This window comes from Jannaschia maritima (assembly GCF_030973515.1).
GTDB classification, from domain to species: Bacteria; Pseudomonadota; Alphaproteobacteria; order Rhodobacterales; family Rhodobacteraceae; genus Jannaschia; species Jannaschia maritima.
The window spans coordinates 168,418-185,909 of the sequence record NZ_JARGZA010000006.1 but is presented as its reverse complement, the minus strand read 5'-3'; the positions used below and the strand labels follow the sequence as shown (position 1 = coordinate 185,909).

18 protein-coding genes and 1 pseudogene are annotated in these 17,492 nt (G+C 71.2%); 13 read left to right on the top strand and 6 right to left on the bottom strand.

The window, feature by feature from the left end; all coding sequences use genetic code 11:
- Positions 1–18: 18 nt before the first annotated feature.
- Positions 19–1,530 carry a 1-hydroxycarotenoid 3,4-desaturase CrtD gene (crtD, locus tag P0084_RS07830; RefSeq protein ID WP_308916260.1) on the bottom strand — a complete coding sequence of 504 codons (1,512 nt, stop codon included), beginning with the start codon at positions 1,528–1,530 and terminating at the stop codon, positions 19–21.
- Positions 1,531–1,621: 91 nt separating this feature from the next.
- Between crtD and P0084_RS07825 the strand changes: the two genes are divergently transcribed.
- The 12 genes from P0084_RS07825 (at position 1,622) to pufC (ending at position 12,698) form a co-directional block, all read left to right on the top strand.
- A complete protein-coding gene (locus P0084_RS07825; protein ID WP_308916259.1) occupies positions 1,622–2,488 on the top strand; it encodes a polyprenyl synthetase family protein in 867 nt (288 codons plus the stop codon).
- A 65-nt stretch (positions 2,489–2,553) separates the two neighbouring features.
- On the top strand, positions 2,554–3,618 hold the full coding sequence (locus P0084_RS07820; protein WP_308916258.1) for a methyltransferase: 1,065 nt from the start codon (positions 2,554–2,556) through the stop codon (positions 3,616–3,618).
- An 88-nt stretch (positions 3,619–3,706) separates the two neighbouring features.
- The gene (gene bchC, locus P0084_RS07815) at positions 3,707–4,636 is read left to right on the top strand and encodes a chlorophyll synthesis pathway protein BchC (RefSeq protein ID WP_308916257.1); all 930 of its coding nucleotides are present in this window, start codon (positions 3,707–3,709) and stop codon (positions 4,634–4,636) included.
- The gene (locus P0084_RS07810) at positions 4,633–5,631 is read left to right on the top strand and encodes a chlorophyllide a reductase iron protein subunit X (RefSeq protein WP_308916256.1); all 999 of its coding nucleotides are present in this window, start codon (positions 4,633–4,635) and stop codon (positions 5,629–5,631) included. Before bchC ends, P0084_RS07810 begins: the two co-directional genes overlap by 4 nt.
- Entirely contained in the window at positions 5,624–7,120 is a 1,497-nt protein-coding gene (bchY, locus tag P0084_RS07805; protein WP_374213621.1) for a chlorophyllide a reductase subunit Y, read from the top strand. Before P0084_RS07810 ends, bchY begins: the two co-directional genes overlap by 8 nt.
- 145 nt (positions 7,121–7,265) lie before the next feature.
- The gene (gene bchZ, locus P0084_RS07800) at positions 7,266–8,789 is read left to right on the top strand and encodes a chlorophyllide a reductase subunit Z (protein ID WP_308916255.1); all 1,524 of its coding nucleotides are present in this window, start codon (positions 7,266–7,268) and stop codon (positions 8,787–8,789) included.
- Positions 8,782–9,003, top strand: coding sequence for a cytochrome PufQ (gene pufQ / locus P0084_RS07795; protein WP_308916254.1), 222 nt, complete (start codon positions 8,782–8,784; stop codon positions 9,001–9,003). The genes bchZ and pufQ overlap by 8 nt, the downstream gene beginning before the upstream one ends.
- A gap of 214 nt (positions 9,004–9,217) precedes the next feature.
- The gene (gene pufB, locus P0084_RS07790; protein ID WP_308916253.1) at positions 9,218–9,376 is read left to right on the top strand and encodes a light-harvesting antenna LH1, beta subunit; all 159 of its coding nucleotides are present in this window, start codon (positions 9,218–9,220) and stop codon (positions 9,374–9,376) included.
- Between the two features lie 6 nt (positions 9,377–9,382).
- Positions 9,383–9,565, top strand: a complete 183-nt coding sequence (pufA, locus tag P0084_RS07785; RefSeq protein WP_308916252.1) for a light-harvesting antenna LH1, alpha subunit — start codon at positions 9,383–9,385, stop codon at positions 9,563–9,565.
- Between the two features lie 121 nt (positions 9,566–9,686).
- Positions 9,687–10,538 (top strand): photosynthetic reaction center subunit L, encoded by an 852-nt coding sequence (pufL, locus tag P0084_RS07780; protein ID WP_308916251.1) that lies wholly within the window; start codon positions 9,687–9,689, stop codon positions 10,536–10,538.
- 3 nt (positions 10,539–10,541) lie between these two features.
- Complete coding sequence (gene pufM, locus P0084_RS07775; protein WP_308916250.1) at positions 10,542–11,552, top strand: photosynthetic reaction center subunit M; 1,011 nt, start codon at positions 10,542–10,544, stop codon at positions 11,550–11,552.
- Positions 11,553–12,698, top strand: a complete 1,146-nt coding sequence (pufC, locus tag P0084_RS07770) for a photosynthetic reaction center cytochrome PufC (protein WP_308916249.1) — start codon at positions 11,553–11,555, stop codon at positions 12,696–12,698. It begins immediately after the preceding gene.
- Positions 12,699–12,778: 80 nt separating this feature from the next.
- On the opposite strand, the gene P0084_RS07765 is transcribed toward pufC, so the two are convergent.
- From P0084_RS07765 to P0084_RS07755, 3 genes and pseudogenes are all read right to left on the bottom strand, one after another.
- On the bottom strand, positions 12,779–13,363 hold the full coding sequence (locus tag P0084_RS07765) for a ferric reductase (RefSeq protein WP_308916248.1): 585 nt from the start codon (positions 13,361–13,363) through the stop codon (positions 12,779–12,781).
- A 20-nt stretch (positions 13,364–13,383) separates the two neighbouring features.
- The gene (locus tag P0084_RS07760) at positions 13,384–13,875 is read right to left on the bottom strand and encodes a Twin-arginine translocation pathway signal (protein WP_308916309.1); all 492 of its coding nucleotides are present in this window, start codon (positions 13,873–13,875) and stop codon (positions 13,384–13,386) included.
- Positions 13,876–14,145: 270 nt separating this feature from the next.
- Positions 14,146–14,514 (bottom strand): annotated as a pseudogene (locus P0084_RS07755) (Lrp/AsnC family transcriptional regulator); the annotation flags it as partial.
- An 84-nt stretch (positions 14,515–14,598) separates the two neighbouring features.
- Between P0084_RS07755 and P0084_RS07750 the strand changes: the two are divergent.
- A complete protein-coding gene (locus P0084_RS07750) occupies positions 14,599–15,750 on the top strand; it encodes an MFS transporter (protein ID WP_308916247.1) in 1,152 nt (383 codons plus the stop codon).
- A 6-nt stretch (positions 15,751–15,756) separates the two neighbouring features.
- Here P0084_RS07750 and idi read toward each other — a convergent pair whose 3' ends face one another.
- Together idi and P0084_RS07740 are read right to left on the bottom strand one after the other, a co-directional pair.
- On the bottom strand, positions 15,757–16,305 hold the full coding sequence (gene idi / locus P0084_RS07745) for an isopentenyl-diphosphate Delta-isomerase (protein ID WP_308916246.1): 549 nt from the start codon (positions 16,303–16,305) through the stop codon (positions 15,757–15,759).
- Positions 16,302–17,492, bottom strand: a complete 1,191-nt coding sequence (locus P0084_RS07740; RefSeq protein WP_308916245.1) for a geranylgeranyl diphosphate reductase — start codon at positions 17,490–17,492, stop codon at positions 16,302–16,304. Before P0084_RS07740 ends, idi begins: the two co-directional genes overlap by 4 nt.

Sequence of the window (17,492 nt, the reverse complement as noted above, 5' to 3'; positions counted from 1 at the left end):
CGCGGCTGCCGTCCGCGCTCAGGCCGTCGACGTACCACCAACCATAGCCGCCGGGCGGAACCGTCGCGTCGAAGCGCGGTCCCGCATGATCGCCGCGGCCGCGTGCTGGCCGGACAGGGAGGCCATCGGGATCCCAGGCCCCGGATGGATGCCCCCCCCGCATTGGTACAGCCCCGGCACCTTCGTCCGCGCCCTGGGGCGGTGGAACGGCGCCAGCGTTCCGTGCGGGCTGCGGCCGTACAGGGACCCCATAGACCCCGGGAACATCCTGCCGAAGTCCTCCGGCGCCGTCAGCGCGGTCGGGTCGGGCCGTTCCGCGAAGCGCAACCCCATCCGGTCCAGCATGTCGAACGTGATCCTCTGGCATTGCGTCGCCTCCTCGGGGTCGGGTGTGGTGCCGCGGCGGGGCGGCCCGTTGACGATGATCTCGTACCGGGCGCGGGCGCCGGGCGGGTGTCCGTGGTCCTGCGCATGGACGTACAGGGTCGGATCCCGCGGCAGGCGGCCGCGGGCGATGTCCTCGAACTCCGCCTCCGGGTCGCGGGCGAAGAACACGGAATGGCGTTGTCCGGGGGGCTGCGCCGCGCGCGCGGCGAAGGACCACACGAAGGCCGACAGGCTGCGCGGCTGCGTGCCCCGGTCCAGCGCCGCGCCCGCCACCGCATCCCCCAGCAGGCCGGTACGCAGGGCGTTGGGGTCGCCGTTGTGGACGACGACGTCGGCCGGCACCTCGCCCCCGTCGGTCAGGACGCCCGTCACGCGACCGTCCCGCAGAACGATCCGCCCGGCCTTCGTGCCGAAGCGGAACGCCGCCCCCGCCCGTTCCGCCACGCGCCGCATTGCGTGGGCCAGGGCGTGCATGCCGCCCTCGACCGCCCAGACACCGCGCGACTCCGCATGCCAGATCACCGACAGGACCGCGGGCGACTGCCTGGGATCGCCGCCGACATAAGTGGCGTAGCGGCCGAACAACTGCTGCAATCGCCGGTCGCGGAAGCGGGCGCGCAGGAGGGCGGCCAGGGACAAGCCGGGGCGCAGCGGGGGCAGGGTGGCGGGGCGGACGGCGGACCGCCAAGCCGCCCGCAGGGGCGCGGGGTCCACCGCGCGCATCATCGGCCCCTCGAACGCGTCGAACAGGGCGCGGGCGGTGGCGTCGAACCGCGCGAAGTCGCGGGCCGCCCCCGCGCCGGCCCATAGGCCGATGGCGTCGCGCGATCGGTCCGCGTCCGGATGGAGGTCGAGCGGCGATCCGTCATTCCAATGGTGACGTGCCAGCGTGTCCAACGGCGTCAGGGACACCTCCGCCTCCAACGAGGCGCCGGAGGCATCGAAGGCCCCCGCGAAGTAGTCGCGTAGCGTCAGCACCGTAGGTCCCGCATCCACGGGACCGGCAGCGGACGGCACGGTGCGCATCTTGCCGCCCGGTGCCTCCGCCGCGTCCAGCACGGTGACGTCCAGCCCCGCATGGGCGAGGCGCATGGCGGCGGTCAGGCCACCGATGCCGGCCCCGATGACGACGATGCGGGTCATGCCGTCCACCCCCGTTGACAGGATAGGCCAGTGTCAACATCATGGAACACCATCTGTCATCTTTCAATGACATATCGGCGGAGGTGACGGAATGACTCCAGGCGACCTGTCAACCCGGATCGAAGGCGCGATCGACGCCGCGTTGGACCGCGCGACCGCCCGTCGGGCCCCCGCCGGTCTCGCGGCGGCGATGATCCACGCCGTTAAGCCCGGCGGCGCGCGGATCCGTCCGACGATCTGCCTGTCGGTGGCGGCCGCCTGCGGGGCCGACCGCGCCGATGCCGACGCCGCTGGCGTGGCGATCGAGTTGATCCACTGCGCGTCCCTCGTCCACGACGACCTGCCTTGTTTCGACGACGCCTCCGTCCGTCGCGGCAAGCCCAGCGTTCACGTGGCCTTCGGCCAGCCCTTGGCCGTGCTGGCCGGCGACAGCCTTATCGTCGCGGGGTTCGAGGCGGCGGGCCGCGCGGCGCCTGCCCGTGCGCTGCCGCTGGTGATGGAGCTGGCGCATCGCACCGGCATGCCGGGCGGCATCTGCGCGGGCCAGGGCTGGGAATCGGAGCCCGCCATCGACCTGGCGACCTACCACGAGGCGAAGACCGGCGCGTTGTTCATCGCCGCGACGCGCATGGGGGCCATCGCGGCGGGTCACGACCCGGAGCCCTGGACCGAACTGGGTTCCCGCATCGGGCGCGCGTTCCAAGTCGCCGACGACCTGCTGGACGTGCTGCGTCCGGAAGCGGAGACCGGCAAGCCCGCCGGCCAGGACGAACGTCGGGGCCGCCCCTCGGCTGTGGTCGAGCACGGCATCGACGGCGCCACCCGCTTGTTGGAGGACACGCTGTCGGGCGCCATCGCGTCGATCCCCGCCTGCCCGGGCGAGGCGGCGCTGGCCGCGATGGTGCGGCGCACCGCACAGGCCCTGACCCCCGCGCATCGCCGCACCCCCGCCGAATAGCCGTGGCGGTCGTCGACGCAGGCCCTCCGCCACGTCGGACGCCGCGCGGACCGACTTGGGTGCGCATGGTGGCCGACCCCCGGGTCCAGGCCGCGGTGGCGCGCGTGCCCGTCCTGCGCCGCTTCGCGCGGCGGGACGGGGACGCCCTGATGGATCTGGTGGCGGGGTTCGTGCACAGCCAGGTCCTCCTGGCCGTGGTCCGCCTGCGCCTCCTGAATCGGTTGATGGATGGTCCCGCGGATGCCGCGACGCTGGCCGACGGAACGGGGATCGATGCCCGTCGCATGGCCGTGCTGTGCGACGCCGCCTGCGCTCTGTCCCTGATGCGACGCCGCAGGAAAGGGTACGCGATCGCCCGGCGCGGCGCGGCGCTTCTGGGCGTGCCGGGGCTGGAGGGGATGATCCTGCACCACCCCGTCCTTTATCGCGACATGGCGGATCCGGTCGCCCTGCTGCAGGGGGCCGATACCGAACTGAGTGCCTTCTGGCCCTATGTGTTCGGCGCAGGCGCGGCCGCCGACCCGCAGCGGGCCGCGACCTATTCGCAACTGATGACCGACAGCCAGACCCTCGTGGCGCAGGACACGCTGGCGCGGGTCGACCTGTCCCGGGCCCGCCGCGTGCTGGACGTCGGCGGTGGGACGGGCGCGTTCCTGATCGCGCTGGGCCGGGCGCATCCGGGACCCGCGCTCCACCTGTTCGATCTGCCCGCGGTGGTGCCCGGCGCGCGGGCCCGCTTCGCGGAGGCGGGCCTGGAGGGGCGGGCCACCGTTTCGGCGGGCAGCTTCCGCGACGACCCGCTGCCGACCGGCGCCGACGTGGTGACGCTGGTGCGGATCCTCTACGACCACGACGACGTCACGGCGATGGCCCTCCTGCAGGCCGTCCGCGCGGCATTGCCCCCGGACGGGCGCGTCGTCGTGTCCGAGCCGATGACCGGGGGGGACAGGCCGCACCGGGCGGGCGACGCTTACTTCGCGTTCTACACGCTCGCAATGGGAACGGGACGTGCACGCGCGCCGTCGCGGATCACCGCGATGCTGCGGGAGGCGGGGTTCGCCGCGCCGCGGGACCACGGCAGCGCGAGGCCGTTCGTCACCCACGTGCTGTCCGCTGGCGTTACACAATAAGTGTCCAGCCTGATTGACAACATACGATGTCCGGGTAAGGTGACGGTGGATGGCGACATCGTCGCCGAGTGGGAGGAAGGGTCCGCCTGTGCAGACCGAAGCGATCATCCTTGCCGGGCCGCATGACATCGCGCGCCGCACCGTGGGCCTTCACGCACCGCGGGCGAACGAGGCGGTGGTCGCGATGCGCCATTCCGCCATCTCCGCCGGCACGGAACGCCTGCTCTGGTCGGGCGACATGCCGCCCTTCCCCGGAATGGGGTATCCCCTGGTCCCCGGCTACGAGGCGGTGGGCGAGGTCGTGGAAGCGGCCGGCGACCTGAAGGCCGGCGATACCGTCTTCGTTCCCGGATCCGATCGGTTCGACGGCGCGCGCGGCCTGTTCGGCGCCGCGGCCGCGACCGCGGTGACGGATGCGGACCGGCTCGTCCGGATCGACGCGGGACACGGCGAATCGGCGGCCCTGCTGGCCCTGGCTGCCACGGCCCGCCATGCGATCGCGGGCGTGGGCCGTGCCCTGCCCGACCTGATCGTGGGCCACGGCGCGTTCGGACGCCTGCTGGCTCGCCTGACCGTCGCCGCCGGGGGCGCCCCCGTGGTGTGGGACACCGATCCGGCCCGCCGCGCAGGCGCGCAGGGCTACGAGGTGCGGGACCCGGGCGCGGACGACGCGACCTATGCCACCATCTACGACGCCTCCGGCGCGGACGGGATCCTCGACACGGTGATCCCCCGCCTGACGAAGGGGGGCGAGATCGTGCTGGCCGGCTTCTACGCCCGTCCGCTGTCCTTCGCGTACCCGCCCGCCTTCCTGCGCGAGGCACGGCTGCGCATCAGCGCCGAATGGACCCGCGACGACCTGCGCGCGACCCGCGACCTGGTCGAGGCGGGCCTTCTGCGGCTGGACGACCTGATCACGCATCGCAGCGCCGCGGCGGACGCCCGCGCGGCCTATGCGACCGCGTTCACCGACCCGGACTGCCTGAAGATGGTCCTGAACTGGGAGGGCGTCCGATGAAGGACATACCGGACCTGAAGGACTTCTCGGACCGTCTGCGGGACGAGGCGAACGCCGACCTGGCCGACGTCATCCCCACGGAGGCGACGAAGAAGACGCAGATCATCGCGATCTACGGCAAGGGCGGCATCGGCAAGTCGTTCACCTTGGCGAACCTCAGCCACATGATGGCCGAGCAGGGCAAGCGCGTGCTGCTGATCGGCTGCGACCCGAAATCCGACACGACCTCGCTGCTCTTCGGCGGCAAGGCCTGCCCCACCATCATCGAGACCTCGACCCGCAAGAAACTCGCCGGCGAGGAGGTCGCCATCGGGGACGTCTGCTTCAAGCGCGGCGGCGTCTTTGCCATGGAGCTGGGCGGCCCGGAGGTCGGGCGCGGCTGCGGCGGGCGCGGCATCATCCACGGCTTCGAGTTGCTGGAGAAGCTGGGCTTCCACGACTGGGACTTCGACTACGTCCTGCTCGACTTCCTGGGCGACGTGGTTTGCGGCGGCTTCGGCCTGCCCATCGCGCGGGACATGGCGCAGAAGGTGATCCTGGTCGCGTCGAACGACCTGCAATCGCTGTATGTCGCGAACAACGTGTGTTCCGCGGTCGAGTACTTCCGCAAGCTGGGCGGCAACGTCGGCGTCGCGGGGCTGGTCGTGAACAAGGACGACGGCTCGGGCGAGGCGCAGGCCTTCGCGGAAGTCGCGGGCATTCCGATCCTGGCGTCGATCCCGCAGGACGACGACCTGCGCAAGAAGTCGGCGAACTACCAGATCGTGGGCACCGCCGAATCGCAGTGGGGCGCGCTGTTCGCGGGCCTGGGCGACGCGGTCGCCATCGCCCCACCGGTCCGGCCCACGCCCGTGGACCAGGACGGGCTGCTGGCTCTGTTCGACGGGTCCGAGACGGGTGCGGGCTTCGTGCTGGAACCGGCCACCGACGCCGACATGCGCGGCAAGGACGCCGCCCCCAAGGTCAGCCTGGAGGTCGTCTACGACGATGCCTGACGACCTGGCGCATATGGAGGCGGCCGCCTGTTCCGATCCCAACGGGATGGAGGATGCGGCGCGTCGCGCGGGGCAGGGCGCGTTGATGGACCGCCTGCGCGAGGATTATCCGGTGGGTCCCCACGACAAGCCGCAGAGCATGTGCCCGGCCTTCGGCAGCCTGCGGACCGGCCTGCGGATGCGCCGCGTGGCGACCGTGCTGTCGGGGTCGGCCTGCTGCGTCTATGGCCTGACCTTCGTCAGCCACTTCTACGGCGCGCGGCGATCGGTGGGCTACGTGCCCTTCGACAGCGAGACGCTGGTGACGGGCAAGCTGTTCGAGGACATCCGCGAGTCGGTCCATGCGATGGCGGATCCGGCGAAGTTCGACGCGATCGTCGTGACGAACCTGTGCGTGCCCACCGCGTCGGGCGTGCCGCTTCGGCTGCTGCCGAACGAGATCAATGGTGTGCGCATCATCGGCATCGACGTGCCGGGGTTCGGCATCCCCACCCACGCGGAGGCCAAGGACGTCCTGGCCGCCGCGATGCTGAAATTCGCCCGCGAGGAGGTCGCCGCCGGTCCGGTGCCCGCCCCCGTCGCGGGCAAATCGGATCGCCCGACGGTGACGCTGTTGGGCGAAATGTTTCCGGCCGACCCCTTGGGGATAGCCGGAATGCTCGCGCCACTCGGTCTGGCGGCAGGTCCGGTCGTTCCCTGCCGTGAGTGGCGCGAGCTATATTCAGCCCTGGATTGCGGCGCCGTCGCCGCGATCCACCCGTTCTACACGAGCGCCGTGCGCGAGTTCCGCGCGGCCGGGCGCGACGTGGTCGGGTCGGCCCCCGTGGGCGTCGAGGGGACGCATGCCTGGCTGGCGTCGATCGGCGATGCGTTCGGCGTGCCCGCCAAGCAGGTCGCGGCGGCGCAGGATGCTGCGGTGCGGCAGATAAAAGAATCTCTGGCCAACGCGCCGATCGACGGCGTGATCACGGTGTCGGGCTACGAAGGGTCCGAACTGATCACCGCCCGGCTTCTCATCGAGAGCGGGGCACGGGTCAAGTATGTCGGCACCGCCTGCCCGAAGACCGAGTTCAGCACGGCCGATGCCGAATGGTTGGAGGCGCATGGCGCGACCGTGCGGTTCCGCGCCTCGCTGGAGGACGACCTGTCGGCGATGGAAGGGCTGCAGCCGGACCTGGCCATCGGGACCACGCCCGTCGTCCAACGTGCCAAGGAGCTGGGCATCCCCAGCCTCTACTTCACGAACCTGATTTCCGCCCGCCCCCTGATGGGCGCGGCGGGCGCCGGAAGCCTGGCGCAGGTGGTGAACGCCGCCATCGGCAACCGCGACCGCATGGGCCGGATGCGCGCCTTCTTCGAAGGCGTGGGCGAAGGCGACACCGCCGGAATCTGGTCGGGCGACCCGAACCTGCGGCCGGATTTCCGTGCGATGAACGCCAAGAAGATGGCCAAGCAGGCCCGCGCCAAGGCGGCGGAGGCGATGATATGACCCGCTGTCCGACGCCCGCCCGTCCCGTGCGGCCCCGTGTCTGCACCGCGTCTGCGTTCCGTCTGCGCCGCGTCTGCCCCCCGGCGGCGGCGCGACCCGCGTGCGACCTGCATGCGACGTCCGTCGGACGGGTTGGGGGCGCGCCATGCTGATCCAGGACCACGACCGCGCCGGCGGCTATTGGGGCGCGGTGTACGCGTTCTGCGCGGTGAAGGGATTGCAGGTCGTCATCGACGGGCCCGTAGGCTGCGAGAACCTGCCCGTCACCTCCGTGCTGCACTACACCGACGCGCTGCCCCCTCACGAGCTGCCCATCGTCACGACCGGCCTTGGCGAGGAGGAGCTGGGCCGCGACGGGACCGAAGGCGCCATGAAGCGGGCCTGGAACACGCTGGACCCCGCACTGCCGTCCGTCGTCGTCACCGGGTCCATCGCCGAGATGATCGGAGGGGGCGTCACGCCGCAGGGCACGAACCTGCAGCGCTTCCTGCCGCGCACCATCGACGAGGATCAGTGGCAGGCCGCCGACCGCGCGATGACCTGGCTGTTCACGGAATGGGGCCAGACGAAGGGCCGGATGCCGCGGGAAGCCAAGTGCGACCCGGATGCCCCGCCCCGCGTCAACATCCTGGGACCGATGTACGGCACGTTCAACATGCCCTCCGACCTGGCCGAGATCCGGCGCCTGGTCGAAGGCATCGGCGCCGAGGTCAACATGGTGTTCCCGTTGGGCGCCCATCTGGCCGAGATGCGCGACCTGGTGAACGCGGACGTCAACGTCGTGATGTACCGCGAGTTCGGGCGCGGCCTGGCCGAGGTGCTGGGCAAGCCGTACCTGCAGGCCCCCATCGGGGTGGAATCGACCACGCTGTTCCTGCGCAAGCTGGGCGAGCTGACGGGCCTGGACCCGGAGCCCTTCATCGCGCGCGAGAAGCATTCGACCTTGAAGCCGGTCTGGGACCTGTGGCGGTCGGTGACGCAGGACTTCTTCGCCACGGCGAGCTTCGGCATCGTCGCGAACGAGACGTACACCCGCGGGATCCGCATGTTCCTGGAGGACGACCTGGGCCTGCCCTGCGCCTTCGCCACCGCGCGCGTCGCGGGGAAGAAGACCGACAACGACGCCGTGCGCGACGCGATGGCCGCGACCCGGCCGACCGTGGTGCTGGGGTCGATCAACGAGAAGATGTACCTGGCCGAGCTGGCAGGCGGGCATGGCCCCGCGCCGTCCTTCATCCCCGCCAGCTTCCCCGGCGCCGCGATCCGTCGGGCGACGGGCACGCCGTTCATGGGCTATGCCGGCGCGACCTATCTGCTGCAGGAGATCTGCAACGGGCTGTTCGACGCGCTGTTCCACATCCTGCCCCTGGGGACGCGGCTGGACGACGCGGCCGCCACGCCCGCGCGCCTGACCCGCGACCTGCCCTGGTCGGCGGCGGCGCAGTCGATGCTGGACCGCATCGTGGACGGCCACCCCGTGCTGACCCGCATCTCCGCCGCGAAGTCGTTGCGCGATGCCGCCGAGCGCGCCGCGCTGGCGGCGGGCGCGGACGCGGTGGACGCGGATCTGATGGCGCGGCTGCACCCCGCCGCCGCCCGCGGCACCCCGCCCGCGCCCGACGCGCGGGCGACCACCCCACCCGAGTCGAAGGAGAACGCCCATGTCTGACATGACCTCGAACTCGCCCCTCGCGCGCAACCGCCGCGAGCCGGGTCTGGAATACTGGATGTACTTCGCGCCCATCCTGGCCGTGTCCGTGCCGCTGTCGGCGCTGCGCGCCGCGATGGCGGTGGTGCGGTCCGACGCGACCCCGCGCCCCGGCATCCTCGCGGATGCCTGGACCCGCGCGCGCGACGTGACGACGACCATCTGCTCGGTCTGAGGACCGCGCCGATCCCGATCCGTCCCCCGCGGGGGCGGTGACCCATACCCCGCCACGTCAGACACGGCGGGGGTCGAGACAGGCTCCACCCCCGTGGCCGGGCGGTGCGGAGCGGACATTCATCCCCGTCGGGGGTGGACGGCCGGCGTGGGAATGAGCCCGCGTCGGGGCCCGGCCGCAGGGTGTGCGGCGTCGGCTTCATGGGAGTATTCCAATGGCTGACAGAACCGACCTGTCCTTTACAGGTCTCACCGATGAGCAGGCCCAGGAACTGCATGCGGTATACATCAGTGGGGCGATGCTGTTCACGGCCGTGGCCGTGCTCGCGCACCTCCTGACGTACATCGTGTTCCCCTGGTTCAGCTTCGGGTAATCGATCATGGCAAAATTCTACAAGATCTGGCTGGTCTTCGACCCGCGCCGCGTCTTCGTCGCGCAGGGCGTCTTCCTGTTCCTGCTGGCCGTCATGATCCACCTGGTGCTGCTGTCGCATGACGGCTTCAACTGGTTCGAGCTTTCGAACGGGGCGCTGCCCGGTGCGAGAGCCGTGATCGTGGACTGACCCACCCGCACGACCATCGTCGCGGGCGGGCGCACCGCCCGCGACCATCCGACATCACAACCCGACGACGGACGCCGCCTGAACGCCGGCCCACCCGCCGTCCCCAAGCGGAGGATCACCCATGGCGGTGCTGAGCTTCGAGAGAAAATACCGGGTCCGCGGCGGGACCCTGGTGGGGGGCGACCTGTTCGACTTCTGGGTCGGTCCCTTCTACGTCGGATTCTTCGGGGTCACGACGATCTTCTTTTCCGCCCTGGGCACGATCCTGATCCTGATCGGGGCGTCCTGGCAGGGCACGTTCAATCCCTGGCTGATCCACATCCAGGCGCCCGACATCGCGTACGGGCTGGGCATGGCGCCCCTGCGCGAGGGGGGGCTGTGGCAGATCATCACCATCTGCGCGGTCGGCGCCTTCGTGTCCTGGGCCCTGCGCGAGGTGGAGATCTGCCGCAAGCTGGCCATGGGCTATCACGTGCCGTTCGCCTTCGGCGTGGCGATCTTCGCCTTCGTGACGCTGAACGTGTTCCGCCCGATCCTGATGGGGGCCTGGGGGCATGCGTTCCCCTATGGCATCTTCTCCCACCTCGATTGGGTGTCGAACACGGGCTATGCGTACCTGCACTTCCACTACAACCCGGCGCACATGCTGGCGGTGACGCTGTTCTTCACCACCACGCTGGCGCTGGCGCTGCACGGCGCGCTGATCCTGTCGGCCGCCAACCCCGAGAAGGGCGAGGAGGCGAAGCTGCCCGACATGGAGGACACGTTCTTCCGCGACTTCATCGGGTACTCGATCGGGACGCTGGGCATCCACCGGCTCGGCTTCCTCCTGGCGATCAACGCGGGCTTCTGGTCGGCGGTGTGCATCATCATCAGCGGGCCCCTGTGGGCCGAAGGCTGGCCGGAATGGTGGAACTGGTGGCTGCAGCTGCCGATCTGGCCGGGCGAGCAACTGCCCGTAGGGGGGATCTGAGCCATGAGCTGGTGGCCCGAATATCAGAACATCTTCACCCAGGTGCAGGTCGCAGGCCCGCCCGAGATGGGCGTGCAGCCCGACGACATGGACATCCGCGACCGCACGCGCGGCACGTCGATCAGCACGCTGATCGGCCTGGTCGGCAACGCGCAGCTGGGCCCCATCTATCTGGGGATCTACGGCGTGGTCAGCCTGGCCACGGGCACGCTGTGGCTGAACATCATCGGCTTCAACATGCTGGCGCAGGTCGACTGGTCGATCCCGGAGTTCATCCGCCAGCTGTTCTGGCTGTCGCTGGAGCCGCCCAGCCCCGAATACGGGCTGCGGATGCCGCCCCTGTACGACGGGGGCTGGTACATGATCGCCTCCTTCTTCCTGCTGGTGTCGGTCATGTCCTGGTGGGTGCGGTCCTACAGCCTCGCCAAGCAGCACAAGATGGGCAAGCACGTCGCCTGGGCGTTCCTGGCCGCGATCTGGCTGTTCCTGGTGCTGGGCCTGTTCCGCCCCATCCTGATGGGGTCGTGGTCCGAGATGGTGCCCTATGGCATCTTCCCGCACCTGGACTGGACCACCGCGTTCTCGATCCGGTACGGCAACCTCTACTACAACCCGTTCCACTGCCTTTCGATCGTGTTCCTGTACGGCTCCGTGCTGCTCTTCGCGATGCACGGCGGCACGATCCTGGCGGTGACCCGCTATGGCGGCGACCGGGAGCTGGAGCAGATCTACGACCGGGGCACGGCCACGGAGCGGGCGTCGCTGTTCTGGCGCTGGACCATGGGGTTCAACGCCACGATGGAGGGGATCCACCGCTGGGCGTGGTGGTTCGCGGTGCTGACGCCGATCACGGGCGGCATCGGGATCCTGCTGACCGGCACGGTCGTCGACAACTGGTTCATCTGGGCCCAGGAGCGCAACTTCGCGCCGACCTATCTGGAGCCCTATGGCTACGAGTACTATGGGACCGGCGAGTTCGACCTCCGCGGTGCCGAGATCGCGGGAGGGGAGTGAATGTTTCCCAAGTGGTTCAGCCAGTGGAACCGGGAGAACCCGGTCGACATCTACAAGCCGGTCGTGATCTTCGGGGCCATCGGCGGGGCGGTCGTCGCGGCCGCGGTGCTGGTCAGCTGGGGCACGCCCTACCGCGTGGAGGCGGTGCAGACCGGCCCGCCGGGGATCGGCATGATGGTCGCGGACTTCGACTTCCGCGGCCCCGACCCGACCCTGGCGGAGTACTACACCGAAGCGCCGTACCCGCCCGAGCCGGGCGAGCCGCTGGCGGGCGAGGTGTACGAGAACGTGCAGGTCCTGGGCGCGGTGACGGAGGCCAACTTCCTTCGCGTGATGAACGCGATCACCCAGTGGGTCAGCCCGGAGCAGGGCTGCGCGTATTGCCACGCGCAGGCGGACGAGGGCCTCTATGCGGACGACAACCTGTACACGAAGGTCGTCAGCCGCCGCATGATCCAGATGACGCAGACCATCAACGACGAGTGGTCGGGGCACGTGAACTATAACGCGGAAGTGGGGGTGAACTGCTATTCCTGCCATCGCGGGCAGCCCGTGCCGACGGAGATCTGGTTCCGCATCGACCCGGCCGTGGACGTGATGGAAGGGTGGGGCGGCGTGCAGAACCGCGTCACCGCGCAGTCGCAATTCACCTCGCTGCCGTCGGACGCGCTGTACCGCTACCTCTACGAGGACGCGCGGATCAGCGTGCACGACCTGGAGAGCCGCGTGGGCGACTGGCCGTCGGATCCCGACAGCCCGACCTGGCAGGACACGGAGCGGACGTTCAGCCTGATGAACTACTTCTCCAACAGCCTGGGCGTGAACTGCGTGTTCTGCCACAACTCACGTGCCTTCTACGACCCGTCGCAGTACACGCCGCAATGGGCCAACGCGTCCCTGGCGATCGAGATGGTGCGCGACCTGAACACCATCTATCTCGAACCGCTGGTCGACGTGTATCCGCCCGTCCGTCTGGGCCCGATCTATGCGGACGCGCCCAAGGCCGCCTGCAAGACCTGCCACAAGGGATATCACAAGCCGATGCAGGGGCTGAACGCGATCGCCGACTGGCCGGAGCTGGCGGCGCCGGGGGTGCCCGACTATTCCGCGTTCCTGGTGGAGGAAACGGCCGCGGTGGTCCGGTAGGGTCGCCGTCGACGCGACGGGACGAGGCACGCGGGGCGGCGCGTCCGGGGAACCGGGCGCGCCGCTTCGCATCCGGGGGGTCAGGGGGTGCGGGACCGCCGGGGGCGCATCAGCAGGCGCCACGTGCCCCGGCGGCGCACCGCCCACACCGTCGCGGCGGGCGCCAGCACGCATAGCAGGGCCTTCGACGCGGTGCCCATGGTGCCCTGGATCAGCCAGGCGTGCAGAACGGTCGCCACGACCAGGACGCCGGCGCAGGCGACGTGCCCCACCCGCCACAGGCGCGGGGGCAGGCGGTGGCGGGCCAGCGCCAGGAGGGCCGCCGCAACCGCCGCCCACAGCGCGACCGCCCCCCACGCGCCGAAGGGCGTGGGCGAGCGGAACAGCAGCACGTCCACCACGTCGGGCGGGCTGGTGACCCACAGGCCCGCGACGTGCAGCGCCACGGCCGCGGCCAGCGCCGCACCCGCCATGGCGTGCAGGCGGCGCGCGGGCCGGGGCGTCACGGCCCCGCCGATCAGGAGGGGCTGTGCCAGCAGCAGGGCCAGGCCCGCGACGCCCGCCAGGCCGGCCGCGACGTAGAGCGGATCGCGCCACGCCAGCAGGGGACTGGTCCCGGCCTGCCACAGCGCGGCCCCGATCAGCAGGACCGCGCCCAGCGCCACGGCAGCGCGGCGGCGCCGGTTCAGGCGGGCACCAGCACGAAGTCGACCCGCAGGGTCGTGTCGGCGGCCGACGGCATCACGGGCCGCAGGAACACGGTCCGGAAGCCCCCGTCGTCGTAGTCGGCGTCGTAGGCCAGGTGCCCGTGCGGCTGACCGAAGGCGGGAACGATCTGCGGCATCTCGATGCGGAACACGCCGTCGGCGTCGGTCCGGGTCGCCCCGTGGGAGCGGGCGTCGCGTTCGTGACCTTCGGTGGTGTGCGCCCAGACCTGGATGCGGCGACCCGGCAGGGGTGCTCCGTCGGACGCGCGGCGCACGGTGCCCGAGGTCCAGAACCCGCCCCCGCCGATGCGCTCCACAATCGGCGCGCCGGGGCGGTAGTTGTTGGCTCCGCCGCGCATGGTCGGCGTGGGCGCGAGCGTCTGCGCGGCGGCGGGCCGGATCAGCATCGGCGCGGCGAGCACCGCGGCGGCGCCGGTGGCGAGGATCGAGCGTCGGGTCTGTCGGGGCATGGCGTGTCCTTTCGGATGGGCGGGATGCGACGGGGTCGATGGTCCCGATATGGTGGCGTCCGGCAGATATGGCATGGGGCCGCGTTCACGGTGGCGCGAGGTCGTGCGGGACCGGGGGGCGTCGACCGGCTGGGCGGCGGTCCCCGCCTCAGTCCTCGGACAGGGGCCGGGGGCCGCGTTCCAGATAGGTCGAGAGCGCGATGTAGGACCGCGGATCCCTTCGATCGCGTGGATGCGCGCCAGCAGGTCCTCCGGCGCCTGCGCGTCGCGGCAGCGCACCTTCATCAGGATGCAGGCGTCGCCCGCCACGGTGTGGACCTCCTCGACGTCGGGCTCCCCCTCCATCGACAGGAACGCGCCCTTTGCCCCCCACCCGGCGGTGTCGACATGGACGAAGGCCAGAAGGGGGCGGCCGATCGCGGGTCCGTCCAAGCGGGCGACCGTGCCCGCGATGGCGCCGGTCCGCCGCAGCCGCTTGACCCGTTCGTGCACCGCGGGCGGCGACAGGGCGACGGCGGCGCCGAGCGCTGCGTAGGATCGGGTCGCGTCCTCGGCGAGCAGGGCTAACAGCGTTCGGTCCCTGTCGTCGAGCGCCGGGGCGGGCGCCACCTTGCGTCGAACCCCGTTCGTTTCCGACATTCCGACGCTCCCCATGTCTTGCGAGCGAACCGCGTGCGGCTGATCCCGACACCGACGAATGCCATAAGGCCGGTATCGAGAACGATGTCCAATGGTTCCCTCACCCTCCTGCTGATGCTCGGAGTGACCGTGATCGGTTCGAACGGGTTGGTGCTGTCCCCCATCCTGCCCGACGTCGCCGCCGCCCTGGATGCGACGCCCGCGGCCGTGGCGCGCGCCATCGCCGCCTATGGCGGGGCGACGGCCCTGTCCGCGTCGACACTGGGATTCGTGGTCGACCGTCATGGCGTCCGGGCGACGCTGGCGGGCGGGACCGTCCTTCTGGCGATCGGCACGTTCGGCAGCGCCGCGGCGTGGCATTGGACGATCCTCGCCGCCGGGCAGGTCCTGGCCGGACTGGCGGCGGGCGTCATGCTGCCCGCGATCTACGCGTCGGCCACCACGACCGGCACCCCGGCGGAGGGCGCGCGCATCCTGGGCCGCGTCCTGACGGGATGGTCCGTGTCCCTGGTGGCGGGCGTGCCGCTGTCGGCCTTCGCGGCGTCGCAGCTCGGATGGCGCGCGGCCTACGTGCTGCTCGGGGCGCTGGCGTCGATCGCCCTGATCGGCTTCCTGCGCCTTCCCCGTCGCTCGCGTCCCGCCGCGTCGGCCGCGGCGGCGGACGGTCCGATCGCGGCCATCCGACTTCCGGGGGTGGCCGTCCTGCTGCTGGTGCAGTTCCTATTCATGGCGGCGTTCTACGGCGTCTATGCGTTCCTCGGGGATCATCTGCAGACGGGGCTGGGCCTATCGACGGCGGCGGCGGGCGCGGTCGTCCTGGCCTACGGCGTGGGGTTCGGCCTGGCCGCGCTGGGGGACGGCGCCGTCACGCGGATCGATCCGAGACGCGCGCTGCCCCTGGCGCTGGCCTGCGTCGGCGCGGTCTATGCCGCGATGCCGTTCGTCGTGACCGCCCCCGTGGGCGCGTTCGCCGCGGCCTTCGCGTGGGGGTTCGTGAACCACGCCGCGTTGAACCTGACCGTCCTGCGGCTGAGCGCGGATCGCGGGGCGATGCGCGGGGCCGTGCTGGGGCTGAACACGGCCGTCACCTATCTAGGCGCGCTGGCCGGTCCGCTGGGTCTGGGCACGCTCTATGCCGGGTCCGGGTTCGGGGCCCTGGCGTCGGGCGGGGCGGCCTGCATCGCCGGTTCCGTGCTGCTCGCATCGGGCGTCCGATGGACGCGGCGCGGGGCCTGACCCGGTTCAGCCGGTCAGGCGGTCGCCGACCCGTTCCCCCAGGATCGCCGGGGCGTGGTCGGCCATGTAGATCCGCATCCAGGGGGTGAAGCGGTCGGGATAGGCGGACAGTTCGGCGTGCAACGCGGGCAGGTCGATCCACCGAACGGCCTGCACCTCCGCCGGGTCGGGTGCGAGTGCCAGGTCGGCCGCGGCTTCGGCGGTGAACACCTCCACCACCTCGTGCTCGACCATGTCGGGGCCGACGCGGGCGCGGTACTCGATGGCGGGGCGGGGGTGCAGGGTCAGGCCGGCGATGCCCAGTTCCTCGGCCAGCCGGCGCCGCGCGCAGTCGATGCCGGACTCGTTCCAGGCGGGGTGGGTGCAGCAGGTGTTGGCCCACAGGCCGCCGCAATGGTACTTCGCGTCGGCCCGCTGCTGCAGCAGGATGCGGCCCGCCCCGTCCCGCACGAAGACGGACACCGCCTTGTGGCGCAGGCCGCGGCGATGCACCTCCAGCTTCTCGACGGGGACCAGGGCGTCCCCGTCCCAGGCCGGGACGAGGATCGTCGTCATGCCCGTCCGGTGGCCGATACCAGACCCGACAGGTGCGCCAGGTTCTTCAGGCCGATCTTGATGTGGGCCAGGGGCCGGGCGTGGACGAGTTCCTTGTTCATGTACGCTTCGAAGGTCAGGCGCTGGACGTCGACGTCGTGGCACAGCGTAACGAAGCGCTCGCGCCGGTCGTCGCTGCGGTAATACGCGTCCTGCATCGCGCCCAGGATGCGGAACACCGCGCCGTGCTGCTTGAGGAACCGCTTGCGGGCCTTCGCCAGATGCGCCACGCGGCCGGTGGCCAGGACCTTGTCGCAAGCCTCGGCCGCCACGCGCCCGCCGGCCATGGCATAGAAGATCCCTTCGCCCGAGGACGGGGCCACGACGCCCGCCGCGTCGCCCGCCAGCACGACGTCGCGGCCGTTGTCCCAGCGGTCCAGCGGCTTCAGCGGGATGGGCGCCCCTTCCCTGCGGATCGTCTCCGCCCCCTCCAGGCCGGCGTTGCGGCGCAGGTCGGCCGTGGCGGCCTTCAGGTCGAAGCCGTCGCGGCCCGTGCCCATGCCGACGGAGCATTGCCCCCCGTGCGGGAACACCCAGCCGTAGAAGTCCGGGCTGATGCGCCCGTCGTAGACGACGTCGCAGCGATGCGGGTCGTAGTCCGCGCTGCGCGGGGGAGCGGCCACGATCTCATGGTAGGCGATGACGTAGGGGATGTCCTTGCCGCCTGGCACCTCCGCGCGGGCGACGCCGGACCGCGCGCCGTCGGCCCCGATCACCAGGCGGCAGGGCAGGGCGCGTTCCGCGCCGGTGGCCTTGTCGCGGTAATGGACGACGGGCGTGCCCTGGGGGCGTTCGACGCGCAGGAACGTGCCGGTGTGGCGATGGGCGCCGGCGGTGGCGGCCCGGGCGCGCAGGAACTCGTCGAAATGCTCCCGGTCGACCATGCCGACGAAGCCGTTCTCGATGGGGATGTCGACGTGGCGACCGGTGGGTGACACCATGCGCGCGGTGTCGATGCGCGCGACCAGCTGATCGTCGGGGATGGCGAAGTCGCGGATCATGCGGGGCGGCACGGCGCCCCCGCAGGGCTTGATGCGGCCCGCCTTGTCGATCAGGGCGACGCGGTGTCCCGCGCGGGCCAGATCCTCCGCCGCGGTGGCGCCGCAGGGGCCGCCCCCCACGACGACGACGTCGTAGTCTTGCGTCAT